The sequence below is a fragment of the Stutzerimonas sp. R40042 genome, assembly GCF_026642215.1.
GTDB lineage: Bacteria > Pseudomonadota > Gammaproteobacteria > Pseudomonadales > Pseudomonadaceae > Stutzerimonas > Stutzerimonas frequens.
In genome coordinates, this window is the sequence record NZ_CP113258.1 from 4,195,405 (window position 1) to 4,222,234 (window position 26,830).

At 66.2% G+C, this 26,830-nt stretch carries 23 protein-coding genes; 8 read left to right on the plus strand and 15 right to left on the minus strand.

The genetic code is table 11. From position 1 onward, the window contains the following. The first annotated feature begins 16 nt into the window (after positions 1-16). Complete coding sequence (gene msrA / locus OUY36_RS19785; protein ID WP_267935674.1) at positions 17-664, plus strand: peptide-methionine (S)-S-oxide reductase MsrA; 648 nt, start codon at positions 17-19, stop codon at positions 662-664. 422 nt (positions 665-1,086) lie between these two features. Here the strand turns inward: msrA and OUY36_RS19790 are convergent, their stop codons facing one another. From OUY36_RS19790 to bioB, 9 genes are all read right to left on the minus strand, one after another. Next, positions 1,087-2,865, minus strand: a complete 1,779-nt coding sequence (locus tag OUY36_RS19790; RefSeq protein ID WP_267935676.1) for an acyl-CoA dehydrogenase C-terminal domain-containing protein — start codon at positions 2,863-2,865, stop codon at positions 1,087-1,089. A gap of 138 nt (positions 2,866-3,003) precedes the next feature. Continuing rightward, on the minus strand, positions 3,004-4,293 hold the full coding sequence (locus OUY36_RS19795; protein ID WP_267935678.1) for a GGDEF domain-containing protein: 1,290 nt from the start codon (positions 4,291-4,293) through the stop codon (positions 3,004-3,006). Between the two features lie 157 nt (positions 4,294-4,450). Beyond that, entirely contained in the window at positions 4,451-6,256 is a 1,806-nt protein-coding gene (locus OUY36_RS19800; protein WP_020305770.1) for a phenylacyl-CoA dehydrogenase, read from the minus strand. 367 nt (positions 6,257-6,623) lie between these two features. After that, positions 6,624-6,872 carry a hypothetical protein gene (locus OUY36_RS19805; RefSeq protein WP_011914869.1) on the minus strand — a complete coding sequence of 83 codons (249 nt, stop codon included), beginning with the start codon at positions 6,870-6,872 and terminating at the stop codon, positions 6,624-6,626. Positions 6,873-6,936: 64 nt separating this feature from the next. Next, complete coding sequence (gene bioD, locus OUY36_RS19810; RefSeq protein WP_267935680.1) at positions 6,937-7,644, minus strand: dethiobiotin synthase; 708 nt, start codon at positions 7,642-7,644, stop codon at positions 6,937-6,939. Next, positions 7,644-8,441 (minus strand): malonyl-ACP O-methyltransferase BioC, encoded by a 798-nt coding sequence (bioC, locus tag OUY36_RS19815; RefSeq protein ID WP_267935682.1) that lies wholly within the window; start codon positions 8,439-8,441, stop codon positions 7,644-7,646. Before bioC ends, bioD begins: the two co-directional genes overlap by 1 nt. After that, positions 8,434-9,159 carry an alpha/beta fold hydrolase gene (locus OUY36_RS19820; protein WP_013984239.1) on the minus strand — a complete coding sequence of 242 codons (726 nt, stop codon included), beginning with the start codon at positions 9,157-9,159 and terminating at the stop codon, positions 8,434-8,436. The genes bioC and OUY36_RS19820 overlap by 8 nt, the downstream gene beginning before the upstream one ends. Beyond that, positions 9,152-10,330, minus strand: a complete 1,179-nt coding sequence (gene bioF, locus OUY36_RS19825; protein ID WP_267935685.1) for an 8-amino-7-oxononanoate synthase — start codon at positions 10,328-10,330, stop codon at positions 9,152-9,154. Before bioF ends, OUY36_RS19820 begins: the two co-directional genes overlap by 8 nt. 106 nt (positions 10,331-10,436) lie before the next feature. Next, a complete protein-coding gene (bioB, locus tag OUY36_RS19830; protein WP_063540780.1) occupies positions 10,437-11,492 on the minus strand; it encodes a biotin synthase BioB in 1,056 nt (351 codons plus the stop codon). 93 nt (positions 11,493-11,585) lie between these two features. Here bioB and OUY36_RS19835 point away from each other — a divergent pair, with 93 nt between their 5' ends. Continuing rightward, positions 11,586-12,290, plus strand: a complete 705-nt coding sequence (locus OUY36_RS19835; RefSeq protein WP_063540779.1) for a ComF family protein — start codon at positions 11,586-11,588, stop codon at positions 12,288-12,290. Between the two features lie 54 nt (positions 12,291-12,344). Beyond that, positions 12,345-13,319, plus strand: a complete 975-nt coding sequence (locus OUY36_RS19840) for a serine/threonine protein kinase (RefSeq protein ID WP_267935687.1) — start codon at positions 12,345-12,347, stop codon at positions 13,317-13,319. A 144-nt stretch (positions 13,320-13,463) separates the two neighbouring features. Here OUY36_RS19840 and OUY36_RS19845 read toward each other — a convergent pair whose 3' ends face one another. Continuing rightward, entirely contained in the window at positions 13,464-14,303 is an 840-nt protein-coding gene (locus OUY36_RS19845) for a 23S rRNA (adenine(2030)-N(6))-methyltransferase RlmJ (protein WP_152481873.1), read from the minus strand. A 135-nt stretch (positions 14,304-14,438) separates the two neighbouring features. Between OUY36_RS19845 and OUY36_RS19850 the strand changes: the two genes are divergently transcribed. Both OUY36_RS19850 and OUY36_RS19855 read left to right on the plus strand, forming a co-directional pair. Beyond that, positions 14,439-15,482, plus strand: a complete 1,044-nt coding sequence (locus OUY36_RS19850) for an NAD(P)H-dependent flavin oxidoreductase (protein ID WP_152481874.1) — start codon at positions 14,439-14,441, stop codon at positions 15,480-15,482. 83 nt (positions 15,483-15,565) lie between these two features. Beyond that, complete coding sequence (locus OUY36_RS19855) at positions 15,566-16,099, plus strand: sterol desaturase family protein (RefSeq protein ID WP_152481875.1); 534 nt, start codon at positions 15,566-15,568, stop codon at positions 16,097-16,099. On the opposite strand, the gene OUY36_RS19860 is transcribed toward OUY36_RS19855, so the two are convergent. From OUY36_RS19860 to fni, 5 genes are read right to left on the minus strand one after another with little or no spacing between them, the layout of a single operon-like run. Continuing rightward, positions 16,059-16,985, minus strand: a complete 927-nt coding sequence (locus OUY36_RS19860; RefSeq protein WP_152481876.1) for a phytoene/squalene synthase family protein — start codon at positions 16,983-16,985, stop codon at positions 16,059-16,061. The genes OUY36_RS19855 and OUY36_RS19860 overlap by 41 nt on opposite strands. Continuing rightward, positions 16,982-18,499: a phytoene desaturase gene (locus tag OUY36_RS19865; protein ID WP_152481877.1), complete on the minus strand. Its 1,518-nt coding sequence runs from the start codon at positions 18,497-18,499 to the stop codon at positions 16,982-16,984. Before OUY36_RS19865 ends, OUY36_RS19860 begins: the two co-directional genes overlap by 4 nt. Continuing rightward, positions 18,496-19,662 carry a lycopene beta-cyclase CrtY gene (gene crtY, locus OUY36_RS19870; protein WP_110778920.1) on the minus strand — a complete coding sequence of 389 codons (1,167 nt, stop codon included), beginning with the start codon at positions 19,660-19,662 and terminating at the stop codon, positions 18,496-18,498. The genes OUY36_RS19865 and crtY overlap by 4 nt, the downstream gene beginning before the upstream one ends. After that, the gene (locus tag OUY36_RS19875; RefSeq protein WP_267935692.1) at positions 19,652-20,938 is read right to left on the minus strand and encodes a glycosyltransferase; all 1,287 of its coding nucleotides are present in this window, start codon (positions 20,936-20,938) and stop codon (positions 19,652-19,654) included. Before OUY36_RS19875 ends, crtY begins: the two co-directional genes overlap by 11 nt. Before the next feature lie 19 nt (positions 20,939-20,957). Next, a complete protein-coding gene (fni, locus tag OUY36_RS19880) occupies positions 20,958-21,998 on the minus strand; it encodes a type 2 isopentenyl-diphosphate Delta-isomerase (RefSeq protein WP_161612569.1) in 1,041 nt (346 codons plus the stop codon). A 157-nt stretch (positions 21,999-22,155) separates the two neighbouring features. Between fni and OUY36_RS19885 the strand changes: the two genes are divergently transcribed. From OUY36_RS19885 to OUY36_RS19895, 3 genes are all read left to right on the plus strand, one after another. Beyond that, a complete protein-coding gene (locus OUY36_RS19885) occupies positions 22,156-23,049 on the plus strand; it encodes a polyprenyl synthetase family protein (protein WP_110778917.1) in 894 nt (297 codons plus the stop codon). A gap of 104 nt (positions 23,050-23,153) precedes the next feature. After that, complete coding sequence (locus OUY36_RS19890) at positions 23,154-24,956, plus strand: acyl-CoA dehydrogenase (RefSeq protein WP_267935695.1); 1,803 nt, start codon at positions 23,154-23,156, stop codon at positions 24,954-24,956. 127 nt (positions 24,957-25,083) lie between these two features. Then, the gene (locus tag OUY36_RS19895; protein ID WP_267935697.1) at positions 25,084-26,829 is read left to right on the plus strand and encodes a potassium/proton antiporter; all 1,746 of its coding nucleotides are present in this window, start codon (positions 25,084-25,086) and stop codon (positions 26,827-26,829) included. Position 26,830 lies beyond the last annotated feature (1 nt).

Here is a 26,830-nt window from a genome sequence, read left to right on the forward strand (position 1 = left end):
TCTGACCGAGGCCCGCATGTCCCTACGTTCGCAGATTCTGCTCAACAAACAGACATTGCCGACGGCCGAGCAGGCGTTGCCTGGCCGTTCGACACCGATGCCGGTTCCCGCTGCACACTATGTCAACGGGCACCCGCTGCAACCGCCCTTTCCCCAAGGCCTCGAGCAGGCTGTTTTCGCGATGGGCTGTTTCTGGGGGGCGGAGCGGAGATTCTGGGAACTGCCTGGCGTCTGGACGACGGCCGTCGGTTACGCTGGCGGCCCGACGCCCAATCCGACTTACGAAGAAGTCTGTTCCGGCCTGACCGGCCATACCGAAGCCGTACTGGTAGTGTTCGATCCACAGATCATCGATTACGAAACACTGCTGAGGATCTTCTGGGAATCGCACAACCCCACCCAGGGGATGCGTCAGGGCAACGATGTCGGCAGCCAGTACCGATCCGCGATCTTTTGCATGGACGAGCGCCAGCGGGGTGCAGCGGAGGCCAGTTGCGAGCGATTCCAGCGCGGCCTCAGCGCGGCCGGCTATCCCGCGATCACCACGGAAATTACCGACGCTCCAGCTTTTTTCTATGCAGAGGCATACCACCAGCAATATCTGGCCAAGAATCCGGGGGGTTATTGCGGGCTGGGTGGGACAGGTGTGTGCCTGCCCGGCTGAAAGCGCCGAAGGGGCAGGTTAAGCCTCGCCAAGAAAGAAGGCCCGCGCGCTTTGCCCATAGCACCATGGCTAAGCCACGGCGGCGCGGAAAAGAAAAACCCCGCCGAAGCGGGGCTCTGCAGACTGAATCCTGACATCCATGATCGCGTGCCGTCCTGGCACCGCTCCTTGTTGGTCCGTGTTGTTGATCCGCGCTTTCCTTGCGCAACGTCCCTATGCAGTAGAGTACCGCCAGGCCTTGTGAGCCAGTAGTAGCCATTTTGCATCACGCCCTGTAAGCCTTTTCCTACATCGCGTCATCCTTGACGCAATCCTGTAAGTCCAGGCTTACATGGCGCGAGTTTTATGACAGAAGGGGCGGCTTAATCGTTCCACATCATGGCCAAATAATTTCAAATTGCCCTTAGATTAAGCCTCTCCACTCAGAACTGTGCCGCTTCGAGCAGGTACAGCGAATCGCTTCCTGCCTTCACCGACGCAGTCAGCGAGTGGATGCGTGGCAACAGCCGGGCGAAGTAGAAGCGCGCCGTGCCCAGCTTGCTCTGATAGAAATCGCCCTCGCCCTGCTTGGCCAGCGCAACCGCCGCCATCCGCGCCCACATGTAGGCGTACGCGGTGTAGCCGAACACGTGCAGATACTCGACCGAAGCGGCGCCGATCTCGTTCGGATTGGCCTTGGCCTGATCGATCACCCAGGCGGTGAGCTCGTCGAGGTTGTCCAGCGCAGCCTTGAGCGGCTCGGTGAACTCGTTCAGATCCTTACCTGTACTGGCGACGAACGCGCGGATCTCGTCAACGAACGCCTGGTACATGGTTCCGCCGCTGCCGACGATCTTGCGTCCCACTAGATCCAGCGCCTGGATGCCGTTGGTGCCTTCGTAGATCTGGGTGATACGGCAATCGCGCACCAGCTGTTCCTGCCCCCATTCGCGAATGAAGCCGTGGCCGCCGAAGACCTGCTGGCCATGCACGGTGGTTTCCAGTCCCATGTCAGTGAGGAAGGCCTTGGCCACCGGCGTCAGCAGCGCAACCTGCGCCTCGGCCCGCTGCCGAGCCGCTTCGTCGTCGCTGAACTTGGCGATGTCGAGCTGCAACGCGACGTAGCTGGAGAAGGCTCGCCCGCCTTCGTTCAGCGCCTTCATGGTCAGCAGCATGCGCCGCACATCGGGGTGCACGATGATCGGGTCGGCAGCCTTGTCCTGCGCAATCGGGCCGGTCGGGGCACGGCTCTGGATGCGCTCGCGAGCGTACTCGATGGCGCTCTGGTAGGAACGCTCGCCAGTGGCCAGCCCCTGAATGCCGACGCCGAGGCGCTCGTAGTTCATCATGGTGAACATCGCCGCCAGGCCCTTGTTGGCTTCACCGACCATCCAGCCAGTGGCGCCGTCGAAGTTCATCACGCACGTCGCGGACGCCTGGATACCCATCTTGTGTTCGATCGATCCACAGGACAACGAGTTGCGCTCGCCCAGCGAGCCGTCGTCGTTGACCAGAACCTTCGGCACGAGGAAAAGGGAGATGCCGCGCGAACCGGCCGGTGCATCCGGCAGCTTGGCCAGTACCAGATGGATGATGTTGTCGGTCAGGTCGTGCTCGCCGCCCGTGATGAAGATCTTGGTTCCGCTGACCTTGTAGGAGCCATCGGCCTGCGGCTCGGCCTTGGTGCGGATGATGCCCAGATCGGTACCGGCATGCGGTTCGGTCAGGCACATGGAGCCGGACCAGACGCCGGCGTACATGTTCGGCAAATACTTCTGCTTGAGCTCTTCGCTGGCGTGGGCGTAGATCGACAGGCAGGCGCCGGACGTCAGCATCGGATAGAGGCCAAAGGCCAGGCTGGCGGAGTTCATCATCTCTTCGACTTGAGCCGAGATGACCTTGGGCATGCCCATACCGCCGAATGCCGGATCACCACCAACACCCACCCAGCCGCCTTCGGCATACAGCTGATAGGCGTCGCGGTAGCCGGCCGGCGTCGACACTGCACCAGCGTCCCAGCGGCAACCCTCTTCGTCACCACTGCGATTGAGCGGGGCGATGCTGTTGGCGGTGATCTTGCCGGCCTCTTCGAGGATGGCGTCGGCGGTTTCCGCATCGACCACCTCGGCCAGGGCTGGCAGCGTCTGCCAGAGCTTCGGCGCATCGAAGACTTCATTCAGGACAAAACGCATGTCGCGCAGCGGGGCTTGGTAGTCAGCCATGGCAAGGTTCCTCGCAAGACACTGGGTTGCAGCCACTATGGGCCGTTTCCAACGAGTCTAACCGAACAACCAGGACAGGATTAAGCGTCTTTTTATGACCAGATAGTTTTATTCGGTCATAAGCGAACCGCTACAGCCCTAACGCGAATGGCCGGCCATACGCACTGCGCCGCGCCCGCTGCCATGCACCCGAACGCAATTGCGTCCGGCCTTCTTGGCGCCATACAGCGCCTGATCGGCCGCCTTGATGACTTCCTCCGGGCTGCGTTGGTCGCCCTGCCGCTCGGCCACCCCGATACTGATGGTCACCGACACCTGCGCTGTCGATGAATGACCACGCGCCATACGTCCCTGGCGGTCATCCTTGGGTCGCTTGCTGGCGTCACGCAGTTGCAGGGCGTACCCCTCAATCGCTTGGCGGACAGCCTCCAGGTGCGGCAGACACTGCTCGACGCTACGCCCCGGAAACACCAGAGTGAACTCCTCGCCACCGTAGCGATAGGCGCGCCCGCCACCACCGACCTTGCGTAGGCGGCTGGCCACCATTTTCAGCACCTGGTCGCCGACATCATGGCCATGGGTATCGTTGAAACTCTTGAAATGATCCACGTCCGCCATGGCCAGCACGTACTGCCGGCCGAGGCGCTGCAGTCGCTCGTTCAGCGCACGCCGCCCCGGCAGACCGGTCAGCTCGTCGCGAAAGGCCATGAGATAGGCTTCGTGAGCGATGGCCACGACCAGCATGAGCAACACGTGGCTGCTGAGGATGTTCAGTGCGGCGATGCGACTGAACGTCTGAGGCAGCATCAGCAGCAAGGCGATCAGCGCGACGATCTGCGCCGCATGTGAAGGCTTGGGCTGCCGCAGGTACTGCACCACCAGCAACGCCAGCGCAACGATGAAAGCGGGATAGGCCAGCTGGATGAGCGGCAGCCAATCGGCCTGCAGCGATGGCCAGCGGATCACCACCAGCCAGGCGTGCAGCGCCTCCGGAAATCGCTTCGCCAACGCGACCGCAACGACGCCCAGGGCAAACAGCACCGCCGCCCGGGCCAGACCATCCTGTGCCAGGTGGCTGCGCTCTCGCCACAGGCCATATAAGCCATATAAAAGCGGTAGCAACAGACTGCACAGATGGAACGTCAGTGCCGCGTCGTCCAGCAATCTGCCATGGGCCCGGTAATAGTCGGCGTGAGTGTCGAGCAGGAAATAGACGATATAGACGCACAGCAGCAGGAACAGCTCGCGAATGCGGCCGTACATCGCGCACAGCGCCCCACCGAGCAGCAACAGTACCGTCGGCAGCACGTTGTACAGCGAAGTGAAGAACTCATTCAGCACGACCTGGCGTGCGATCGCCTCGCCGCCAAGCAACAATGCCAGCGGTGCAAGGAAGTGGCTGAAGCGAGGCGAATAGGGGCGCGACACGAGAATACCGGCGCAGCGAGAAAAGCTGGCATTTTGCCTTAACGGTTACGGATGTGCAGCCAAAAGGTCGAAAAGCACAGTTGTCTTGCAGACCGGCCGAAATCGGCGCAAAAAAAAAGCCGCTGCAGATGCAGCGGCCTTCTTCAGCAGCAACCGATCAGTAGCCGAGGGCGAAATCTTCCTCGGCCATCTCCATCAGGTTGTCGGCGCCGGACAGCATGGCGTCCACATGGGTACGGGTACGTGGCAGGATGCGTGCGAAGTAGAAGCGGGCAGTCTGCAGCTTGGCCTTGTAGAAGCCCTCTTCCTCGGTACCGGCCGCCAGCTTCTCAGCTGCTACGCGCGCCATGTCGGCCCAGAAGTAGGCCAGGCATGCATAGCCGGAGTACATCAGATAGTCGACCGATGCGGCACCGACTTCCTCGCGGTTCTTCATGGCGGCCATACCGACCTTCATGGTCAGCTCGCCCCATTCCTTGTTCAGCTTGGCCAGCGGCTCGACGAATTCCTTGACGGTATCGTTGCCTTCATTGGCCTGGCAGAACTTGTGCACGATCTTGGTGAAGCCCTTGAGCGCCTCGCCCTGAGTCATCAGCACCTTGCGGCCGAGCAGGTCGAGCGCCTGGATGCCGGTGGTGCCTTCATACAGGCAGGAGATGCGGCTATCGCGCACGTTCTGCTCCATGCCCCACTCGGCGATGAAGCCGTGGCCACCGTAGATCTGCACGCCGTGGTTGGCCGCTTCGAAGCCGACTTCGGTCATGAACGCCTTGGCGATCGGGGTGAGGAAGGCCAGCATGGCGTCAGCCGCCTTGCGCTGCTCCTCGTCCTGGCTGCGCTGCATCACGTCGACCTGCTTGGCGGCGAAGTAGAGCATGGCGCGGTTGCCTTCGGCGAAGGCCTTCATGGTCAGCAGCATGCGGCGCACGTCCGGATGCACGATGATCGGGTCGGCGGCCTTTTCCGGAGCCTTGGGGCCGGTCAGCGAACGCATCTGCAGACGCTCACGGGCGTACTTGATGCCGCCCTGGAAGGCCACTTCGGCGTGGGCCAGGCCCTGCAGCGCGGTACCCAGGCGCGCGGTGTTCATGAAGGTGAACATGCAGTTCAGCCCCTTGTTCGGCGGGCCGATCAGGAAGCCAGTGGCGCCGTCGAAGTTCATCACGCAGGTGGCGTTGCCGTGGATACCCATCTTGTGCTCGATGGAGCCGCAGGACACGCCGTTGCGCTCGCCCGCCTCGCCTTCGGCGTTCGGCAGGAACTTCGGCACGATGAACAGGGAGATCCCCTTGGTACCGGCAGGGGCGTCGGGCAGGCGGGCCAGTACGATGTGGACGATGTTCTCGGCCATGTCGTGCTCGCCAGCGGAGATGAAGATCTTGGTGCCGGTGACCTTGTAGCTGCCGTCGGCCTGCGGCTCGGCCTTGGTGCGCAGCATGCCCAGGTCGGTACCGCAGTGCGGCTCGGTCAGGCACATGGTGCCGGTCCACTGGCCGGATACCAGCTTGGTCAGGTAGGTCTGCTGCTGCTCGGGAGTCCCGTGGGCATGCAGGGTGTTCATGGCGCCGTGGGACAGGCCGGGGTACATGCCCCAGGACCAGTTGGCTTCACCGATCATTTCACTCATGGCCATGCCGAGAGACTCCGGCAGGCCCTGGCCGCCGTGCTCGACGTCGTGGGCCAGGCTCGGCCAGCCGCCTTCGACGAACTGCTGATAGGCCTCCTTGAAGCCGGTCGGCGTCTTCACGCCGGACTCGCTCCAGGTACAGCCCTCGGTATCGCCGACGCGGTTCAGCGGTGCCAGCACCTGCTCACAGAACTTCGCGCCTTCATCGAGAATGGCATTGACCATGTCCGGGGTGGCGTCTTCACATCCCGGGAGGCTCTGATAGTGCGCCTCGTAGCCGAGCAGCTCGTCACGTACGAAGCGGATATCGCGCAAGGGGGCCTTGTAATCGGGCATAGCGTAAACCTCAGCGGTGAGTTCTTGTTGCAGCTGACCGGCAAGTCCGGCCATTCGAATTCGATTCCGACCGTCGGACGATACGCCCGACGGGTCAAACAGGCGTTTGAAACATACGTTTCGACCTGAGCGATGTCAAGCAGGGGAAGGGTCGCCATCGATCGGCTGAATCGGCCAGATTACGGGCACAGTCGCACCGGCCTCGACGCCAGGCAAGGCAGATGGGTCTACTGGAAATGCATTGTTGCAATCACTTGTCGGGGTGGCGTAAGCGATGGCGAGCCAGACAACGAGCGTGGAAACAGCCGAACAGGCGCCTGGCAGAGCGGCGCGCTCGCAGCAAGAGAATGGGGAGCGGGAAGCTCGATCAGGCCTGAGTGTCGATCAGCGTACCGAGCACTTCGTCGGCGCTCTGGATCATGCGGGTGCCGAGTTTGGCAGTGTGCTCGCCGAGCTTCAGCTGGATCAGCTCTTCGGTGAGATCGGCGACCGCCTGGGAATTGCCCAGCGCGGGCGCACTGGCGGAGGCGATGCTGGATGCGGCCTGCTCGACGCGCTGCTGACCGTTCTGGAAGGCGCTCAGTCCGGCGCCCATGAGGCTGTTGGTGATCTGCATGGCTCGCTCCGAGCGCTATCAGGTAGCCATCATTCAAGCAGATGCCGCTTGTGCCGGCAAGGCGCTAGTTCGCGGAACCTTGACCGCTCGGCAATGGCAGGGCGTCGAGCGACAGATGGCGGGCGACCTGCTGCGCGCTCGGCTGGTCAAGGCGTGGCACACGGCCGAGGCACGGTGCTGGCAGCAGCTCGGCCAGCGTCGCCAGATTCTCCTCCAGACGCGAGGTTGCCGGGTCAACGATGTTGGCCACCCAGCCGGCCAGTACCAGCCCATCCCGGGCAATCGCCTCGGCACTGAGCACGGCGTGATTGATGCAGCCCAGCCGCACGCCAACCACCAGGATCACCGGCAAACCCAGTGCCTGCGCAACCGCCGAAAGACTTTCCCGCGCGCTGAGCGGCACGCGCCAGCCACCCGCACCTTCCACCAGGGTGAAATCGGCCTGCCGCGCCAACACCGGACGTATCACCTGAACCAGGCGTTCGGCACTCAGCTCGACACCGGCTTCACGAGCGGCAATGTGCGGCGCGATCGCCGGCGCGAAGGCGAACGGGTTGACCGCCGCGTATTCCAGCGCCGGGCTGCATTCGGCCTGCAGCGCCAGCGCATCGCTGTTGCGCAAGCCGGCGTCGGTCAGCTCGCAGCCAGAGGCGATCGGCTTGATCGCCGCGGTGGACAACCCCTGTGAGCGCGCGGCATGCAGCAGGCCGGCGGCGATGGTGGTTTTGCCGACGTCGGTATCGGTGCCGGCGATGAAGAAGGCGCAACTCATCATGGTTCCTTACGCAGAATCCCGTAGACGACCTGATAGGTGGCGGGTAGCCCCTCGGCCTGGCGGTAGCCCTCGTAGGCGTCGACCAGCGCTCGGATGCGTGCGCGACCGGTCAGCCCGCCCGGTCGACCGGGGTTGAGGTTGTGCGCGCCGAGCGCCTTGAGTTCGTGGGTCAGCTGGCGCAGATCGGGGAAATGCAGCACCTCTGGACGAACGTCGAGGCCGAGCAGTCGCAGACCGCTGTCCTGGCAGAGCCGCTGGTAGGTTTCCAGGGTGCGAAAGCGGTTGACGTGGGTGAAGCCATCCACCACCTGCCAGCTGTCACGCAGCTCCTGCAGGGTTCCGACGCACAGGCTGCTGAAGGCGAAAGTGCCGCCCGGGCGCAGCGCGCGGCGTGCTTCGCCAAGCACGCTGGCGAAATCCTCGCACCACTGCAGGGCCAGGCTGGAAAAGATCAGGTCCAGGCCAGCATCGCGCAGCGGCAAGCGCTCGGCATCGCCGGCCACGAAATGGCGCGCACCACCCTGTGGCCAAGCATGACGCAGCATGCCCTCGGCGATATCCAGCGCGATGCCGTCGCCGTGGGGAAACGCTGCTGCCAGTGCGCGAGAGAAATAGCCGGTACCGCTGCCCAGGTCGAGCCAGCTGGTGACCTGCAGATCGGCGGGCAGCCGCGCCAGCAGCTGGTTGCCGACCTGCCGCTGCAGGGCAGCGACGCTGTCGTAGCTGGCCGCAGCACGGGAAAAGGACGCGGCGACCTGGCGCTTGTCCGGCAACAGGGTGGTGCTGTCAGTCATCCTCGCCCTCGCCCATGAAGGCCAGCATGGCCGTCGCCACGTCTTCGGCGCGCTCCAGCGGCAGGCCATGGCTGGCATTGGCCAGCACATCGACCTCCACATCCGGCAGGCAGGCCAGCAACGCCTCGGCCGCGGCCGCCGGTACCAGCGCATCGCTGCCGGCGAACAGGTGCAGCTGCGGCCCGACATAGCGCTGCAGTGCCGCGCGCCCGTCCAGTTCGGCGAGCAGGCGCAGACCCGCGGCCGACACCGCCTGCGGCTGATCCAGCAGGCTCACCTGCAATTGTCGGGCAAGGGTGCGTGGATCGTAGGCGCCGCGACTGCAGAGCAAACTGAAGCGCTTGAGCGTGTCGTCCGGGCCGAGGCGGAAGGCTTCCTCGAAGGCATCGAACACTTCCGCTTGCATGGCCGTCGGCCAGTCGTCGCGACTGCGAAAGCAGGGGTTGCTGCAGATGGTGATCAGGCCGGGGCAGCTGTCGCCGCGACGCGCGGCCAGTTGCGTGGCCAGCATGCCGCCCAGAGACCAGCCGGCCAACCAGCTGTCAGGCGGCACTCGCGCATCCAGTTCGTCAAGCCAGGCGCCGGACTGCGGTTGCGTTGGCAGCAACGCGATCTCGACCTGCAACCGCGGTTCACGCTCGCGCAGCAGTTCGGCCAGGGGTTCCAGCGCCGCCGGGCCGAACGCCCAGCCGGGTAGAAGAATCAGTCGATCACGCATCGTCGCACTCCTCGGGCAACAGGGCCCAGCACTCGGCCAGCGCCTCCAGCAGGCGCTCGATCTGCGCATCGCTGTGGCTCGCGGTGAGGGTGATCCGCAGTCGTGCGCTACCGGCCGGAACGGTCGGCGGGCGGATGGCGCCGACCAGGATGCCGCGCTCGCGCAGCAAGGCCGACAGCCGCAGCGCCCGCTCGCTGCTGCCTACCAGCACCGGCTGGATCGGCGTCGGGCTGGCCATCAGCGTCAGGCCGATCTGCGCCGCGCCGGCGCGAAAGCGCGCGACCAGTCGGTTCAGCTGGTCTCTGCGCCAGCCCTCGCTGCGCAGCAACTCCAGGCTCTTCAGTGTGGCACAGGCCACCGCCGGCGGCTGGCTGGTGGTGTAGATGTAGGGACGGGCGAACTGGATCAGCGTTTCGATCAGCTCCTCGCTGCCGGCGACGAAGGCGCCCGCGGTACCGAAGGCCTTGCCGAGGGTGCCGACCAACACCGGCACCTCGTCGATCCCGAGACCGAAATGCTCGGCGATGCCGCCGCCGGTGGCGCCCAGCGGGCCGAAGCCGTGGGCATCGTCGACCATCACCCAGGCGCCATGTCGCTTCGCCTCGGCGCAGAGCGCCGGCAGGTCGGCGAGGTCGCCGTCCATGCTGAACACGCCATCGGTGACCACCAGGGTGTTGCCGCTGGCCTTCTCCAGTCGCTTGGCGAGGCTGCTCGCGTCGTTATGCAAATAGCGAGAGAAGCGCGCACCACTGAGCAGACCGGCATCGAGCAGGGAGGCGTGATTGAGGCGATCTTCCAGCACCGTGTCGCCCTGCCCGACCAACGCGGTCACCGCCGCCAGATTGGCCATGTAGCCGGTGGAGAACAACAGCGCACGCGGCCGGCCGGTGAACTCGGCGAGCGCCTCCTCCAACTGGTGATGCGGCGTGCTGTGACCGATCACCAGATGCGAGGCACCGCCGCCCACGCCCCAGGTCGCGGCGCCCTGCTGCAGCGCCGCGATCACCTCGGGATGGTTGGCGAGGCCCAGGTAGTCGTTGGAGCTGAACGCCAGAAGGCGTTCACCGTCGACCGTCACCTCAGGCCCTTGCGGACTCTGCAGCAGCGGACGCCGGCGGTAGAGGTGCTCGGCACGACGGGCGGCGAGGCGGGAAGCGAGATCGAATGTCATGGCAGGAACCGGAGACGGTGAACAACCGCAAGCGGGCCGTCACTGCGAAGAAACCAGAGCAGGCACCGGGAGGACGAACGCGACGCTCATCCCCCCGGCGAGAAGATCAGACCGCGGCGTTGTAGAACAGCTTGCTGTCGCGCTGCTCGATCAGCGCCTGCTCGATGGCTGCCTGGTGCACCTCGTCGGCGTGCTCCTGACGTTCTTCCGGCTTGATGCCCAGACGCGCGAACAGCTGCATGTCCTTGTCCGCCTGCGGGTTGGCGGTGGTCAGCAGCTTCTCGCCGTAGAAGATCGAATTGGCACCCGCGAAGAAGGCCAGGGCCTGCATCTGCTCGTTCATCTGTTCACGCCCGGCCGACAGACGCACATGGGATTTCGGCATCATGATCCGCGCCACCGCGAGCATGCGGATGAAGTCGAACGGATCGACGTCCTGTTCCTCGGCCAGCGGCGTGCCCTTGACCTTGACCAGCATGTTGATCGGCACCGACTCCGGGTGCTCCGGCAGGTTGGCCAGCTGGATCAGCAGGCCGGCGCGATCGTCCAGCGACTCACCCATGCCGAGGATGCCGCCCGAGCAGATCTTCATCCCCGCCTCGCGTACGTAGCTCAGCGTTTCCAGACGCTCGCCGTAGGTGCGAGTGGTGATGATGTTGCCGTAGTACTCCGGCGAGGTATCCAGGTTGTGGTTGTAGTAATCCAGCCCCGCCGCCGCCAGCGCCTTAGTCTGCTCCTGATCGAGCTTGCCGAGGGTCATGCAGGTTTCCAGGCCCATGGCCTTGACGCCCTCGACCATCTTCAGCACGTAGGGCATGTCCTTGGCTGACGGGTGCTTCCAGGCCGCGCCCATGCAGAAGCGGGTCGAGCCAATGGCCTTGGCCTCGGCTGCGGCCTCCAGCACCTTCTGCACTTCCATCAGTTTCTCTTTATCGAGACCGGTGTTGTAGTGACCGGACTGCGGGCAGTACTTGCAGTCTTCCGGGCAAGCACCGGTCTTGATCGAGAGCAACGTGGAAACCTGAACACGGTTGGCGTCGAAGTGCTGGCGATGCACGGTCTGCGCCTGGAACAGCAGGTCGTTGAAGGGTTGCTCGAAGAGCGCCTTGACCTCGGCGAGGGACCAGTCGTGGCGGGTAACGGAAGCGGAGGTGGCGCTCATGGGCATTCCTTGTAATTAATAGCGGCTCGGCGGCCTGACACGGATGTTGAATGGTTAGCCAAGCCCGATACGCTGTCAACCAGGAAGGGAATCATGGTTAACAACTGGTCAATTATTGAACAGCACTGCCTGCTCTGCGACGAGCGCTGCGAGGGTCAGCCACTGTGCAGCCCCTGCGAGGCGGATCTGCCGTGGCTCGACGCTCGGTGCACGGTCTGTGCGGTCCCGCTGCCCAGCCGCGGGCTGGTCTGTGGCGAATGCCTGAAGCGACCGCCGAGCTACGATCACGTCGAAGTGCCCTGGCGCTTCGCCTTCCCAGTGGATGCGCTGATCACCCGCTTCAAGCACCAGGCACGCTGGCCCTATGGCCGGCTGCTCGGCGAACGCCTGGCCCATCATCTTGAGCATGCCTTCGCCGATGGGCTGCCGCGGCCGGACCTGCTGCTGCCGGTGCCATTGGCCCGTCGGCGCTTGCGCCAGCGCGGTTTCAACCAGGCGCAGATGCTCGCCGACTGGCTGAGCCGCCCACTGGGCATCGCCACCGACGCCCGCGTGCTCGAACGTGTACTCGACACACCGGCTCAGCAGCAGCTGGACGCCGCCACCCGCCGCCGCAACCTGCGTCAGGCCTTCGCCATCGCAGCCGGTGCCGACGTCAAGGGCCGGCATCTGGCGCTGGTCGACGATGTGCTGACCACCGGCGCCACCGCCGAAGCCCTTGCGCGCCTGCTCAAGCGCGCCGGCGCCGAACGGGTCGATGTCTATTGCCTGGCGCGCACCCCGAAACCCGGCGAATGAAGCCGCCGACCGATGGAGGGCGTACACTGGACGACCTAGTCAGCGGAGCCGGTCATGTCCCATCCCTTCGACACACTCACGCCGGACCTGGTCCTCGACGCCGTGGAAAGCATCGGCTACCTCAGCGATGCCCGCGTGCTGGCGCTCAACAGCTACGAGAACCGCGTCTATCAGGTGGGCATCGAAGACGAAACGCCGCTGATCGCCAAGTTCTATCGTCCGGGCCGCTGGAGCGACGCGGCGATCCTCGAGGAGCACCAGTTCAGTCTGGAACTGGTCGAGCACGAGGTGCCGGTGGTGGCACCGCTGGAGCGCAACGGCACGACGCTGTTCGAGCACGCCGGCTTTCGCTTCGCCCTCTTCCCGCGCCGCGGCGGCCGCGCACCGGAGCCCGGCAATCTCGACCAGCTCTATCGCCTAGGCCAGCTGCTGGGCCGCATGCATGCGGTAGGCGCCAACCGCCCGTTCGAGCATCGCGAAACCCTGGGCGTGCAGAATTTCGGCCATGATTCGCTGAGCACGTTGCTGGAAGGCAACTTCGTGCCGCGGAGCCTGCTGCCAGCGTATGAGTCGGTGGCGCGGGACCTGCTCAAGCGGGTCGAGGATGTCTTCGCCAGCACCAACTTCACCCCGATCCGCCTGCATGGCGATTGTCACCCGGGCAATATCCTCGCCCGCGACGACGCCTTCTATCTGGTCGACCTGGATGACTGCCGCATGGGCCCGGCAGTACAGGATCTGTGGATGATGCTCGCCGGCGAGCGACACGAGCGGCTCGCCCAGCTGGCCGAACTGGTGGACGGCTACAACGAATTCCACGATTTCGCCCCGCGCGAGCTGCCGCTGATCGAGGCCCTGCGCGCGCTGCGGCTGATGCACTACAGCGCCTGGCTGGCACGACGCTGGGACGACCCGGCCTTCCCCATGAGCTTTCCCTGGTTCGGCAGCGAGCGCTACTGGGGCGACCAGGTGCTGATCCTGCGCGAGCAGATGTCGGCGCTGCAGGAAGAGCCGCTCAGGCTGTTCTGAGGACGGCCAAGCGGTGCGACTTCAGCGCCGTGACGGTGGATGTGAAAAGCGACATCCACCCTACGAATCCAGGCGTCTGCGTAGGGTGGATCGCGCTTTATCGATCCACCGTGTGGACGTCCACCAGGCGGCGATCTCGGCGGCTCAGGCCTCTTCGATCAGCCAGTCCAGCCGCCAGCTGCCCTGGCTCTGCGCCAGCTGCTCGGCCAGCCACGGCAACAGCTCACGCAGCTCCTCCTCCAGCCCCCACGGCGGGTTGACGATGGCCAGGCCCGAACCGCTCAGGCGGCCGGCATCGTCGGCGGGGTGGACGAACAGTTCGGCACGCAGCAGTTTCGGGGCGCCGCTGCGGGCGAGGTCCTGATAAAAGCGTTTGAGCTGGCGCTCGTCCTTGATCGGATACCAGATCACGCCGATGGTCTGGCGCATGCGGCCGAGCGCTTCCTTGAGCGCCGTGACGCATCGGCTCAGTTCGTCGGCCTGTTCGAATGGCGGGTCGATCAGCAGCACCACGCGCTTCTCGCGGGTCGGCATCAGCGCCCGCGGTACATGCCAGCCCTCGCCCCGGTGCACCGCCACGCGGCGGTCGCCGGACATGTTGTCCTTGAGCAGGGCGCCATCCTCGGGGTGCTTCTCGTTGAGCTGCAGCCGATCCTGCTCGCGGGTCAGCTGCCGCGCCAGTTCCGGCGAGCCCGGGTAGTAGCGCAGCGCGCCGTCCGGGTTGAGCGAGCGGATCACGCCGAGGTAGTCGTCTAGCAGCGCCGGGCGGGTTTCGGCCTGCCAGATGCGGGCGATGCCCTGCAGCCACTCGCCGGTACGGCTGGCCTGGTCGCCGGCCAGGTCGTAGAGGCCGACGCCGGCGTGGCTGTCGAGGTAGGCGAACGGGGCCTCCTTGCGCGACAGCAGGGCGAAGATCCGGCTCAACACCAGGTGTTTGAGCACATCGGCGTGGTTGCCGGCATGGAAGGCGTGGCGGTAGTTCATCTGATCCTCCTGAAGAGCGGCGCAGTTTACCCGTCGGCCCTGCCCAGCGCAGGTCCGGCATGACCAGCGTCGTTTTCCCCGGCCACCGACACGGGCTACAGTGGCGCCCCACGACGACTGAACGGAGCTGACCTCATGGACCTGCGCGATCTCTTCGGCATCGAGCACCCGATCATCCAGGCGCCCATGGCCGGCGCGCAGAATCACCTGCTGGCCGCGGCGGTGTGCGAGGCCGGCGGGCTGGGTTCGATCCCGGCCGGCATGCTCGATGCGGCAGCGCTGGACGCCGAGCTGACCGCCATCGAGGCGCTGACCGACCGACCCTACAACGTCAATTTCTTCTGTCACCAGACGCCAGCAGCCGACCCGACGGCCTTCGACGCCTGGCACCGGATGCTCGCACCGTTGTTCGCCGAATTCGACGTCGACCCGGCCAACATTCCGGCCGGCGCCACCCGCCAGCCGTTCGACGCAGCAATGGCCGCGGTGCTGGAGCGGCACAGGCCCGCACTGGTCAGCTTCCACTTCGGCCTGCCTAGCCCCGACCTGTTGCAGCGCGCCCGCGCCACCGGGGCGAAGATCGCCTCCAGCGCGACAACGGTCGCCGAAGGCCTCTGGTTGCAGCAGCACGGCGTCGACCTGGTGATCGCCCAGGGCCTGGAGGCCGGCGGCCACCGCGGCATCTTCCTCAGCGAGGATCTGACCACCCAACTCGGCACCTTCGCCCTCCTGCCGCAACTGGTCGCCGCGCTGGACGTACCGGTGGTCGCCGCCGGCGGCATCGCCGATGCCCAGGGCGTGACGGCAGCGCAGGCCCTGGGCGCCGCCGGTGTGCAACTGGGCACCGCCTACCTGCTGTGCGCGGAGAGCCGCACCAATGCGCTGCATCGCGCCGCGCTGAAGAGCCCGCAGGCAGTGCATACCGCGCTGACCACCCTGTTCAGCGGGCGCCCGGCGCGCGGCATCGTCAACCGCATCATGCGCGAGCTGGGTCCGCTGCCCGAAGGCGTGCCGCCCTTCCCGCTGGCCGGCAACGCCATCGGTGCGCTGCGCGCCCAGACCGAGAAGCAGGGCCTGGATCACTGTACGCCGCTGTGGGCCGGGCAAAATGTCAGCGGCTGCCGGGAGATCCCGGCCGCCCAGCTGACTCGTGAACTTGCCGGCGGCTGGCGGGCCTGAGTCATTACGCATTCCGTCGCAGCGAGCCCTGAGCCGCCGCGACGGGGCGTAGAATCGACCGCACGTCACACGGAACGCCGCCAATGAGCCCACTGACCAATACGCTCGTCTTCCTCGCCACCCTGGCCGGCATGGAAGTCTTCGCCTGGTGGGCACACAAGTACGTGATGCACGGCTGGGGCTGGGGCTGGCACAAGTCGCACCACGAGCCGCGCAACGGCTGGTTCGAGAAGAACGACCTCTATGCGGTGGTGTTCGCTGGCGTGGCGATCCTGCTGATCGCCCTCGGCACGGCCGGTTATCACCCGCTGGAATGGATCGGCGCCGGGATGACGGCCTACGGCTTTCTCTATTTCGTCGCTCATGACGGGCTGGTCCATCACCGCTGGCCGCTGCGCTACGTGCCGCGCAACGGTTATCTCAAGCGGCTGTATCAGGCGCACCGCCTGCACCATGCGGTCGAAGGCAAGGAGCGCTGCGTATCCTTCGGCTTTCTCTACGCGCCGCCGCTGCCGGTGCTCAAGCGCCAGCTGCGCGAGCTGCACGGCGGGCCGCTGCGCAAGGCGAGCGCTAGCGCTAGCGAGGACGCCTCCAGAGACCATCAGGACGCGGCCTGACCTGCATCCGCCGCGAGGCCAGCGCCAGCACGCCGCCCCCCAGCAGGAACTGCAGCTTCTGCCCTTTGCTGGTCGACACCCGCGCATCCCAGGCCGCCACGCCGCGCGCTTTCACCTCGACGCCGATCTGCCGGTAGACGCCATGAGCCGTGGCGATCGACCAGGCCGAGCGTAGCGGCAGGTCGCGCAAGCCCTGAGACGCCGACTGGTAGTAGGGCTCGGCCAGATCCACCAGTCGCGCCGCCAGCGTCGCCAACGCGGCACGATGCTGAGGCAGCGCGACCTCGTCCTCCGGAATACCCACCTCCGCCAGCCACTCGGCCGGCAGGTAGACGCGCCCGATCTGTGCATCCTCGACGATATCCCGCGCAATGTTGGTCAGCTGAAAGGCCAAACCCAGGTCACAGGCGCGATCCAGCGTCGGCTCCGCTTCGGCGCCCATCACCCGCGCCATCATCAGGCCCACCACGCCGGCAACGCGGTAGCAGTACAGCAAGGTGTCGTCGAGGGTCTGGTAGCGGTAGCCCTGCACATCCATGCGAAAACCCGCCAGATGCTCCAGCGGATGGGCCTTGGGAATCCGATGACGCTGGATCACCTGCTGGAAGGCGGCGAACGCCGGATCGGCCATCGGCTCGCCAGCGTAGGCGCGCTCGGTGAGATCGACCAGCTCGGCCAGCCGCGCCTTACCGCTGTTGCGATCGCCCTCGACCTGGCCATGCCCCAGCGTCTGGCCGTCAATCACATCGTCGCAATGACGGCACCAGGCGTAGAGCATCACCGCGCTCTGGCGGGTGCGCTCGTCGAACAGCTTCGCCGCCGCGGCGAAGCTCTTGGAGCCGACATTGATCGCCTGAGTGGAGTGATCGATGACCTGATCGTTCATCCGGCCTGCCCCTTCAGCATGAAGTCCTCCAGCATCAGCCCGGCGGTGGCCTTGGCCGAACCGACGACGCCCGGCACGCCGGCACCCGGGTGAGTGCCGGCGCCAACGATATAGAGGTTGGGAATCACGTCGTCGCGGTTGTGCGGGCGGAACCAGGCGCTCTGCGTGAGGATCGGCTCCAGCGAAAACGCCGAGCCCAGATGGGCATTGAGCTCGTCGCGGAAATCCTGCGGCGTGAAGATTCGGTGGGTCACCAGATCGCCTCGCAGCCCCGGCATGTAGTGCCGCTCCAGGTACTCGAAGATGCGGTCGCGGTACTTCGGCCCCTCCTCCGCCCAGTCGATATTTGCCGTGCCCAGGTGCGGCACCGGCGCCAGCACGTAATGGCTGGCGCAGCCTTCCGGCGCCAGCGAGGGATCGGTGACGCAGGGCGCGTGCAGGTAGAGGGAAAAGTCGTCGGCCAGCGTCTCGCGCTTGAAGATCTCGTCGATCAGCTCGCGGTAACGCGGGCCGAAACACACCGTGTGGTGCTGCAGGTGCTCATGACGGCGCTTGAGGCCGAAATGGATGACGAACAGCGACATCGAGAAACGCTTGCCGGAGAGCCGTTTGGCCTCGTCGCGACCACGCTCCTCATGCCCGAGCAGCTGCTTGTAGGTGTTGACCACATCCGCGTTGGAGGCCACCGCATCGGTGTCGAAACGGCGACCGTCACCGGTGATCACGGCCTTCGCGCGTCCAGCCTCCAGCTCGATCCGCGCGACCTCGGCGTTCAGCTCCAGCCTGCCGCCCAGATCTTCGAACAGCCGGACCATCCCCCGCACCAGCGCCCCGGTGCCGCCGCGGGGAAACCAGACACCACCCTGGCGCTCCAGGGCATGGATCAGCGCGTAGATGGACGAGGTCTCGAACGGATTGCCGCCCACCAGCAGCGAGTGAAAGGACAGCGCCTGGCGCAGCCGGTCGTTCTCCACGAATTTGGCCACTATGTCGTATACGTTGCGCCAGGCCTGCAGCTTGGCCAGCTGCGGGGCGACGCCGATCATGCTGCGAAACGACAGGAAGGGCATGGTGCCGAGCTTGACGTAGCCCTCCTCGTACACCGCCCGCGAATAGGCGAGAAAGCGCTGATAGCCGGCGACATCCTTGGGATTCAATGCATGAATCTGCCGGTCCAGCTGGGCCTGGTCGTTGACGTAGTCGAAGCTGTAGCCGTCCTCCCAGCACAGCCGGTAGAAGGGGCTGACCGGCAGCAGCTCGACATAGTCGGCCATGCGCTTGCCGGCGCCGCTGAAGAGTTCTTCCAGTGCCGGCGGATCGGTGATCACCGTCGGCCCGGCATCGAAGGTGAAGCCCTGGTCGTGGTAGACGTAGGCGCGGCCGCCCGGCTTGTCGCGCTTCTCCAGCAGCGTCGTTTGGACGCCGGCGCGCTGCAGGCGGATCGCCAACGCCAGCCCGCCGAAACCGGCACCGATCACCACCGCCCGCCTCACACCGCCTGTTGCCTGGTTCATCGTCTGTCCTTGTGCAGATTGCTGGCGGCCAGCGCCCGCAGCGCCTCGCCCACCGGCACGGGAGGTTTGCCCGAGACGATGCGCAAGCGGTCCCAGGCAGTCAGCTCGGCCGCGTAGAAGCGCTGGATCAGCGGTTCGCGCAGCCGGTAGAAACGTTGCATCACCGCCCAGCGGCGATCCGCCGGGCCGGCCATGAACAGCATGCGATTGAGCAGGCGGAAGAAGCCGCGCCTGCGCCACTGCAGCGTGGAATAGTCGCGAATCGCGGCGAACAGGCTGCCTGCATCCCAGCGATCGAGGGCAACCAGGTGGTCGGCCAGGCGCACCGCATCGGGCAGCGAATAGCCCGTGGTGGGGTGGAACAACGCAGCCGACAGCCCGCTCTGCGGCACGCCACGCGCCTCCCCCCAGAACGCCGCGATATCGCCGGACAGCACGATGGGCAGCACGCCCTGCTCCTCGCGCAGCACCTCGCGGATCGCCCAACCGCGGCCCTCGGCGTAGCGCTGGATATTGGCGCGCAGAGCCTCCGGCGCCACCGCATCGCCGTCGGCGTAGTAGGTGTCTTCGATCAACAGGCTGTCGACGCTGAGCGGCAGCACGTAGACGAAGCGATAGCCGTCTTTCTGGGCGACGCTGGCGTCCATGATGATCGGCACCTGCAGGCCATGGGGCTGCTGCAGGCGCAACTCCTGGCCGAGAAACTTCTGGAAGCCCAGCGCCAGCTGAGCGCTGCGCCGCACGCCGCGCCCGTCGATCACCGCCCCGGCCTCCAGGCTCTGCCCACCGACCAGCTGAACGCGTTGCGGCTCGACCGCGGACACCTCCACGCCCAGGCGAATCTGCCCGCCGAGCTCAGCCATCAGGTGCTGATGAAAGCGCGACGAGAAAATGCTCGCGTAGCCGCTGCCGAGCTGCCGTCGCAGGGCGGGAAAGATCACCTCGTAACCCGGCCAGCGCTGCTCCACCAGCGGCGCCAGCCAGGCCTGCTGCGCCGGGGTCAGGTCGTGCTGGTAAAACGACCAGGTGTGGTTGCCGCCGAGGGTTTCGCCCTGCTCCAGGAGCAGCACGCGCAGCTCCGGCCGCCGCTGGCGCAAGCGCAGGGCCAGCAACCCGTTGGCCAGGCCACCGCCGACCAGGATCAGGTCTGCATCAGGCGTCATCGGCCACCTCCGACCGAGGCCGAACGCAGCAGAGCGCGCTTTCGATCAGCTCGGCGGCGCGGGCCGCGCCACCGGCCTGGCGAACCTCTTCACCGAGCGCCGCGGCACGCTGGCGGAAGGCAGCTTCGTCGAGCAGCCGCCGCAGCGCATGGGCGATACGCGCCGGGCTGGCCAGCGCCGGAAGCAGGCGCAGCCCGATGCCGGCGTGCTCGATACGCGCGGCGACACCGGGCTGGTCGAAGGCGATCGGCAGCGCCAGCATCGGCACACCCGCCTCCAAGGCATCGAGCACGGTGTTCAGCCCGGCATGAGTCACCGCGGCAGACGCCTGCGCCAGCACGGCCCGCTGCGGCGCGAAATCGGTGACCCAGCATGCGCCTTCCTGCCGGAGCCTGGCAGCCGCTGCGGCATCCAGCCCACCGCAATGGGCAATCAACAGCTGCACATCGAGCCGCCGACAGGCGCGGGCGATATTGCGCAACAGGCCGTAGCGGTGGCCCTGCAGCGTGCCTAGCGAGGCGAAGACTAAGGGCCGTGCGCGGTCGATCGACAGGTCCAGCTCCCCCTCCGCCTGCAGAGGTCGACGCAACGGGCCGACGGCATGGAAGTGCGCCGGCAGGGCCTGACGCGGAAAGTCGAAACCTTCCACCGTCTGGCTGATCTGCAGCAGCGGCGACAGGCAGTCGCTCAGGCTTGTGCGCCTGGCCAGGCCGAACGCCCGGCAATAGCGCTCGATCACTTCGCCGTGCGGCCGCATCAGCCGATCGTAGACGCCGCTGCTGTGCCGGTTGAGCTGCTCGCCCCAGTCCGTGGCCCGGTAGCGCCAGGGCATCACCGGCAGCGGCACCAGCGGCTCGCGGTTGAACGGCAGGGCACAGGCGATGGAAACGAATGGCAGCCCGAGGTGCTCGGCCAGCAGGGCACCGGCCGGCTCCATCTGGTCGGCCAGCACCGCATCCACTTCCAGCGCCCGCAACACGGCAGGCGCCTCGCGGCAGAACAGCTCGGTGCTCGCCGCCATGTCGGCGATCACCCGGCGAATGCCAAACGGTCCGGGGCTGGCGGCACGACGCACCACCGCGGCCAGCGAGCCCGGCGGATGGGTGTCGCTACCGATGGCGGCGAAGCCCGCCGCGGGTAGGGCCAGCAGCGCGCCGACATCGGCCTGCTGGATAAAGGTCACGCGGTGGCCATGTTGCTGCAGCTGCCAGGCGATCGCCTCGGACGCCCGCAGATGGCTCATGAAGGGCGGCGCAATCGCCGCAAAATGTGTCATCGGCGCGCCGGGCCGGGCATCAGCAGGCGGACAGCTGCAGCAGCCGCGCCTGTCGCAGCGCGGCGAGATCGGCCGAGCCGGTGCAGAAGCAGGCGATGCGCAACTGCTCGATCAGCACCTCGAAATGGCTGACCACCGCCTCGCTGCTGTGCATCGCCGCCTGCAACACGCCGGCCGCCTGCCCCACCAGATCGGCGCCCAGGCGGATCGCCTTGGCCGCCTCGACGCCATCGCGGATACCGCCGGAGGCGATCAGCGGCGTGTTCGGGCAGGCCTCTCGCACCGCCAGCAGTGCTTGCGCCGTGGGTATGCCCCAGTCGGCGAAGGCCTGGGCGACGGCCTGCTGGCTGGCGTCTGCCGCCCGCGCGGCCTCCACCGCAGCCCAACTGGTGCCGCCGGCACCAGCCACATCGATGGCGGCCACCCCGGCATTGACCAGTCGCCGGGCCACCGCTGCGGATATACCCGCGCCGACTTCCTTGATCACCACCGGCACCGGCAGGCGCGCGGCCAGTGCCTCGATCGCCTGCAGCACGCCGCGCCAGTCCCGATCGCCGCCGGCCTGCACGGCCTCCTGCAGCGGGTTGAGGTGCACGATCAGCGCGTCGCCTTCGATCATCTCCACCGCCCGCCGCGCCTCGTCCACGCCATAGCCACGCACCAGCTGGGCGGCGCCGAAGTTGGCCAGCAGCAGGATGTCCGGCGCCAGCTGGCGCAACTGGCCGGTGAGCCCCTGGTCGCCCGCGGTTTCCAGCGCCACCCGCTGCGAGCCGACAGCCATGGCGATACCCAACTGCTGGGCGGCCTCGGCCAGATGCGCGTTGATTGCCGCCGAGCGCGCTGCGCCACCGGTCATGGAGCTGATCAGCAGCGGTGCCTGTAGCGGCCGCCCGAACAGCTGACTGCGCAGGTCGATCTGGTCCAGGTGCAACTCGGGCAGGGCGCAGTGCTCAAAGCGGAAGGCAGCGAAACCGTTCCCTGCTGCGATCGCCGCGCGCCCGGGATCGAGGACGATGTCCAGATGATCGTTCTTGCGGCTGACCAGCGATTGCTTGCTCATGGAATCGGCTCCCCGGAATGACTTCATTGGACGTGATGACCTGAAAAAAGTGCTATGCGATGGCACGAGTTGTACAAGTTTCTGTCAAACCGCCCATCAGGTTGTACAACCTATCCGCCATCCTGGCTCGTGCCGGGACGCCAGCGAGGGCAGCGCCATGCAAACGCCGAATACCAGCCTCCCGCTCCCGTCATGCGACAGCCTGCTGCGCCTGCGCCGGCAAGTCGACGAGCGCCTGGCGCTGCGCCTGCCGTTTCCCGAATCGGAGCTGGACACGGTCACGCTCGCGCTTCGCGAGGGCACCCTGGCACCCGGCAAGCGCTTGCGGCCGCTCTTGCTATTGCTGGCCCTCGGCGACCTGGGCAGCGACCCGACCATCGGCCTGGATCCGGCCTGTGCGCTGGAGATGATCCATGCCGCGTCGCTGTTTCTCGACGACATGCCCTGCATGGATAACGCCAGCCTGCGCCGCGGCCAGCCGACCCTGCACCTGCGTTTCGGCGAAGACGTCGCCGTACTCGCCTCGGTGGCCCTGCTCAGCCACGCCTACGGCATCACCGCCACCGCGCCGGGCCTGACGCCCAGACAGCGCAACGAAGCGGTCGCCATCCTGGCTCGCGCCGTCGGTGCGCAGGGCCTGGTGCGAGGGCAGTTCCGCGACCTGCACGGTGCGCAGCAACAGGCTCACCCACTCGATGCAGCCACCACCACCAACCAATTGAAGACCGGCTCCCTGTTTAGCGCTGCGCTGACCCTGGCCGGGCTGCTGGTCGGGGCCGATCGAACGCTGATGCGGCATCTTCACGGTTTCGCCGTCGAACTGGGCCTGGCCTTCCAGCTGCTCGACGACATCGCCGACGGCCTCAGTCCCGAGCAGACCGGCAAGGATTGCCAGCAGGATCGGGCCAAGGCCACGGTGGTCTCGCTGCTCGGTCCGCAGGCCGCGCGCCAGCAACTGGCGACGCACCGCGAAGCGGCACTGGCGCACTTGCAGGCCGCCGGGTTGGCCGAAGGCGAACTCGCCTCGCTGATGCGCCAGCTGCTCGGCTAGCAGACGAGAGCGACCGTGTTGACGCTCCATCAGTGCAATGGATGGAGCTAGGCAACGGAAAACCGCCGTCCTTAGACTCGGGTCGATAAAAATGGAGGTTGACCATGACCGAGACCCTGCTCTGCCCGCGCAACCTGGCTTTCGAACTCTACGAAGTGCTCGACGCCGAAGCCCTGACCCGCCGCGAGCGCTTCGCCGAGCACAGCCGCGAAACCTTCGATGCCGCCCTCGGCACCGCACGTACCATCGCCGAGAAGTACTTCGCCCCACACAACCGCAAGTCCGACGAGCACGAACCGGTCTACCAGAACGGCGAGGCCGTGCTGATTCCCGAGGTGAAGCCGGCGGTCGATGCCTTCATCGAGGCGGGCTTCCACAACGCCGGACGCAACTTCGAAGACGGCGGCATGCAGATGCCCAACCTGCTGTCGCGCGCCTGCTTCGCCCACTTCCAGTCGGCCAACATCGCCACCAGCTCCTATCCGATGCTGACCATGGGTGCGGCTCACCTGATCGAGGCCTTCGGCTCCGACGAGCAGAAGCGCCTGTTCCTGCAGCCGATGATCGATGGCCGCTTCTTCGGCACCATGGCGCTCACCGAGCCGCACGCCGGCTCCTCGCTGTCGGACATCCGCACCCGCGCCGAACCGGCCGGTGACGGCAGCTACCGCCTGAAGGGCAACAAGATCTTCATTTCCGGCGGCGACCACCCGCTATCGGAAAACATCGTGCACATGGTGCTGGCCAAGCTGCCGGACGCGCCGCCCGGAGTGAAGGGCATCAGCCTGTTCATCGTGCCGAAGTTCCTGGTCAACGACGACGGCTCGCTGGGCGAACGCAACGACGTACTGCTCGCCGGGCTGTTCCACAAGATGGGTTGGCGCGGCACCACCAGCACCGCGCTGAACTTCGGTGACAACGGCAACTGCGTCGGCTATCTGGTAGGCGAGCCGCACAAGGGCCTGGCCTACATGTTCCAGATGATGAACGAGGCGCGCATCGGCGTCGGCATGGGCGCGATCATGCTCGGCTACGCCGGCTACCTCTACTCGTTGAACTACGCCCGCGAGCGTCCGCAGGGTCGCCTGCCGGACGGCAAGGACCCGGCTTCGACCCAGGTGCCGATCATCGAACACACCGACGTCAAGCGCATGCTGCTGACGCAGAAGGCCTATGTCGAAGGCGCTTTCGATCTCGGCCTGTACTCGGCACGCCTGGTGGACGACGAGCACACCGCCGAGAGCGACGAGGAGCGGCGCAACGCCGGCGAGCTGCTCGACCTGCTCACGCCCATCGTCAAATCCTGGCCCTCGGAGTTCTGCCTCAAGGCCAACGAACTGGCGATCCAGATCCTTGGCGGGCATGGCTACACCCGCGAATACCCGGTGGAACAGTACTACCGCGACAACCGCCTCAATCCGATCCACGAAGGCACCCACGGCATCCAGTCGCTGGACCTGCTCGGCCGCAAGCTGATGCAGAACAAGGGCGCCGGCCTGCGCCAGCTGCTCGGTTTGATCCAGGCCAGCTGCGCGCACGCCGCCGAATACGACTCGCTGAGCGCACTGCGCCAGCCGCTGGAGCAGCACATCGCCCGCCTCACCAGCGTGACCCAGGCGCTGCTCGGCGACCTGATGGCCGGCAAGGTCAACCAGACCCTGGCCAACTCGGCGCTATACCTGAAGGTGTTCGGCCATGCCGTGGTCGGCTGGCGCTGGCTGGAACAGGCGCTGCGCGCCGAACGCGGGCTGGCCGAGGGCAATCCGGCCGATGCTGACTTCTACCGTGGCAAGCTGCAGGCGGCGCGCTACTTCCTGACCTGGGAGGTACCGGGCTGCGCCCATGAGCTTGCCATTCTCGAAGCCCGCGACGACACCTGCCTGGGCATGCAGGACGCCTGGTTCTAAGCCGCTAGAAATCCTGTTACAGCGCCCCGCACAATGCGGGGCGTTTTTTTGACAGCCCGTCAAATCATCAGGTTAGAATCGCTGGCATGCCCCCTGCATGGGGCCGCAATGACCGGGGAGAGCGCATTTGGACGTCGGCAACATCAACCACCTGTTTTTTATCGGTGCCTTGTTGGTTGCTGCCAGCATCCTGATGAGTTCGCTGTCGAATCGCCTCGGCGTACCGATCCTGGTCATCTTCCTCGCCGTGGGCATGCTCGCCGGCGTCGACGGCATCGGCGGCATCGTCTTCGAGGACTACCAGCTCGCCTTCGTCATCAGCAACCTGGCGCTGGCGGTGATCCTGCTCGATGGCGGCATGCGCACGCGCACCGCGACCTTCCGCGTCGCGCTGAAACCTGCCTTTTCCCTGGCCACCCTGGGCGTCGCCATCACCTCCGGCCTGACCGGCCTCGCCGCCGCCTGGCTGTTCGACCTGCCGCTGCTGCAGGGCCTGCTGATCGGTGCGATCGTCGGCTCCACCGATGCCGCCGTGGTGTTCAATCTGCTCAACGGCAAGGGCCTCAACGAACGGGTCGGCTCGACGCTTGAGATCGAATCGGGCAGCAACGATCCGATGGCGATGTTCCTCACCGTCGCGCTGATCGACATGCTGCTCGCCGGGCAGACCACGTTCGGCTGGGATTTCCTGCTCAACCTGTTGCAGCAGTTCGGCATCGGCACCGTGCTCGGCCTGCTCGGTGGCTGGCTGCTGCTGCAGCTGATCAATCGGCTGTCGGTGGCCGACGGCCTCTATCCGCTGCTGGCGGTGGCCGGCGGCCTGATGATCTTCGCCCTGTCCGGCGCGATTGGCGGCAGCGGCATCCTGGCGATCTACGTCTGCGGCCTGCTGCTGGGCAACCGCCCGATCCGCAACCGCCACGGCATCCTGCACATGTTCGACGGTCTGGCCTGGCTCAGCCAGATCGGCATGTTCCTCGTGCTCGGTCTGCTGCTCACGCCCAGCGAGCTGCTGCCCATCGCCCTGCCGGCACTGGCGCTGTCGCTGTGGATGATCCTCTTCGCCCGGCCGCTGGCGGTGTTCGTCAGCCTGCTGCCGTTTCGCAGCTTCCACCTGCGCGAGCGCCTGTTCATCTCCTGGATCGGCCTGCGCGGTGCGGTGCCGGTGATCCTCGCGGTGTTCCCGCTGATGGCCGGGCTGGAGAACGCCCAGCTGTTCTTCAACGTGGCGTTCTTCATCGTCCTCGTATCGTTGCTGCTGCAGGGCTCGACCCTGGCCTGGGCGGCGAAAAAGGCCAAGGTGGAGGTCCCGCCATCGCCGATGCCGGTCTCGCGCACCGGGCTGCAGGTGCACACCACCAGCCAGTGGGAGATGTTCGTCTACCGCCTGAGCGCCAGCAAATGGTGCGTCGGCGCCGCCCTGCGCGAGTTGAAGATGCCACCCGGAACTCGCATTGCTGCGCTGTTCCGCGGCAAGGAGCTGCTGCACCCGTCGGGCAGCACCCGTCTGCAGGTGAACGACATCCTCTGCGTGATCGGCCACGACGAAGACCTGCCGGCCCTCGGCAAGCTGTTCAGCCAGGCGCCCAAGCGCGGCCAGGACCTGCGCTTCTTCGGCGACTTCATCCTCGAAGCCGACGCCCAGCTCAGCGCCATCGCCGCGCTCTACGGGCTCAAGCTCGGCGACGTCGACGGCGAGCAGACCATCGGCTCCTTCATGGCCGACGAGGTCGGTGGTCGGCCGGTGGTGGGTGATCAGGTCGAATGGAACGGCCTGACCTGGACCGTGGCGGCCATGGACGCCGGTGAAGTGCGCAAGGTCGGCCTGAAGTTTCCCGAAGGCGACAAGCCCGGCCCGCAACTGATGTTCTGAT

What these genes read in the sequence shown, in the direction of transcription:
- msrA (WP_267935674.1), top strand. Translation starts at nt 17, where the DNA reads ATGTCCCTACGTTCGCAGATTCTGCTCAACAAACAGACATTGCCGACG.
- OUY36_RS19790 (WP_267935676.1), bottom strand. Translation starts at nt 2,865, where the DNA reads ATGGCTGACTACCAAGCCCCGCTGCGCGACATGCGTTTTGTCCTGAAT.
- OUY36_RS19800 (WP_020305770.1), bottom strand. Translation starts at nt 6,256, where the DNA reads ATGCCCGATTACAAGGCCCCCTTGCGCGATATCCGCTTCGTACGTGAC.
- OUY36_RS19805 (WP_011914869.1), bottom strand. Translation starts at nt 6,872, where the DNA reads ATGCAGATCACCAACAGCCTCATGGGCGCCGGACTGAGCGCCTTCCAG.
- bioD (WP_267935680.1), bottom strand. Translation starts at nt 7,644, where the DNA reads ATGAGTTGCGCCTTCTTCATCGCCGGCACCGATACCGACGTCGGCAAA.
- bioC (WP_267935682.1), bottom strand. Translation starts at nt 8,441, where the DNA reads ATGACTGACAGCACCACCCTGTTGCCGGACAAGCGCCAGGTCGCCGCG.
- OUY36_RS19820 (WP_013984239.1), bottom strand. Translation starts at nt 9,159, where the DNA reads ATGCGTGATCGACTGATTCTTCTACCCGGCTGGGCGTTCGGCCCGGCG.
- bioF (WP_267935685.1), bottom strand. Translation starts at nt 10,330, where the DNA reads ATGACATTCGATCTCGCTTCCCGCCTCGCCGCCCGTCGTGCCGAGCAC.
- bioB (WP_063540780.1), bottom strand. Translation starts at nt 11,492, where the DNA reads ATGAGCGCCACCTCCGCTTCCGTTACCCGCCACGACTGGTCCCTCGCC.
- OUY36_RS19835 (WP_063540779.1), top strand. Translation starts at nt 11,586, where the DNA reads ATGGTTAACAACTGGTCAATTATTGAACAGCACTGCCTGCTCTGCGAC.
- OUY36_RS19840 (WP_267935687.1), top strand. Translation starts at nt 12,345, where the DNA reads ATGTCCCATCCCTTCGACACACTCACGCCGGACCTGGTCCTCGACGCC.
- OUY36_RS19845 (WP_152481873.1), bottom strand. Translation starts at nt 14,303, where the DNA reads ATGAACTACCGCCACGCCTTCCATGCCGGCAACCACGCCGATGTGCTC.
- OUY36_RS19850 (WP_152481874.1), top strand. Translation starts at nt 14,439, where the DNA reads ATGGACCTGCGCGATCTCTTCGGCATCGAGCACCCGATCATCCAGGCG.
- OUY36_RS19855 (WP_152481875.1), top strand. Translation starts at nt 15,566, where the DNA reads ATGAGCCCACTGACCAATACGCTCGTCTTCCTCGCCACCCTGGCCGGC.
- OUY36_RS19860 (WP_152481876.1), bottom strand. Translation starts at nt 16,985, where the DNA reads ATGAACGATCAGGTCATCGATCACTCCACTCAGGCGATCAATGTCGGC.
- OUY36_RS19865 (WP_152481877.1), bottom strand. Translation starts at nt 18,499, where the DNA reads ATGAACCAGGCAACAGGCGGTGTGAGGCGGGCGGTGGTGATCGGTGCC.
- crtY (WP_110778920.1), bottom strand. Translation starts at nt 19,662, where the DNA reads ATGACGCCTGATGCAGACCTGATCCTGGTCGGCGGTGGCCTGGCCAAC.
- OUY36_RS19875 (WP_267935692.1), bottom strand. Translation starts at nt 20,938, where the DNA reads ATGACACATTTTGCGGCGATTGCGCCGCCCTTCATGAGCCATCTGCGG.
- fni (WP_161612569.1), bottom strand. Translation starts at nt 21,998, where the DNA reads ATGAGCAAGCAATCGCTGGTCAGCCGCAAGAACGATCATCTGGACATC.
- OUY36_RS19885 (WP_110778917.1), top strand. Translation starts at nt 22,156, where the DNA reads ATGCAAACGCCGAATACCAGCCTCCCGCTCCCGTCATGCGACAGCCTG.
- OUY36_RS19890 (WP_267935695.1), top strand. Translation starts at nt 23,154, where the DNA reads ATGACCGAGACCCTGCTCTGCCCGCGCAACCTGGCTTTCGAACTCTAC.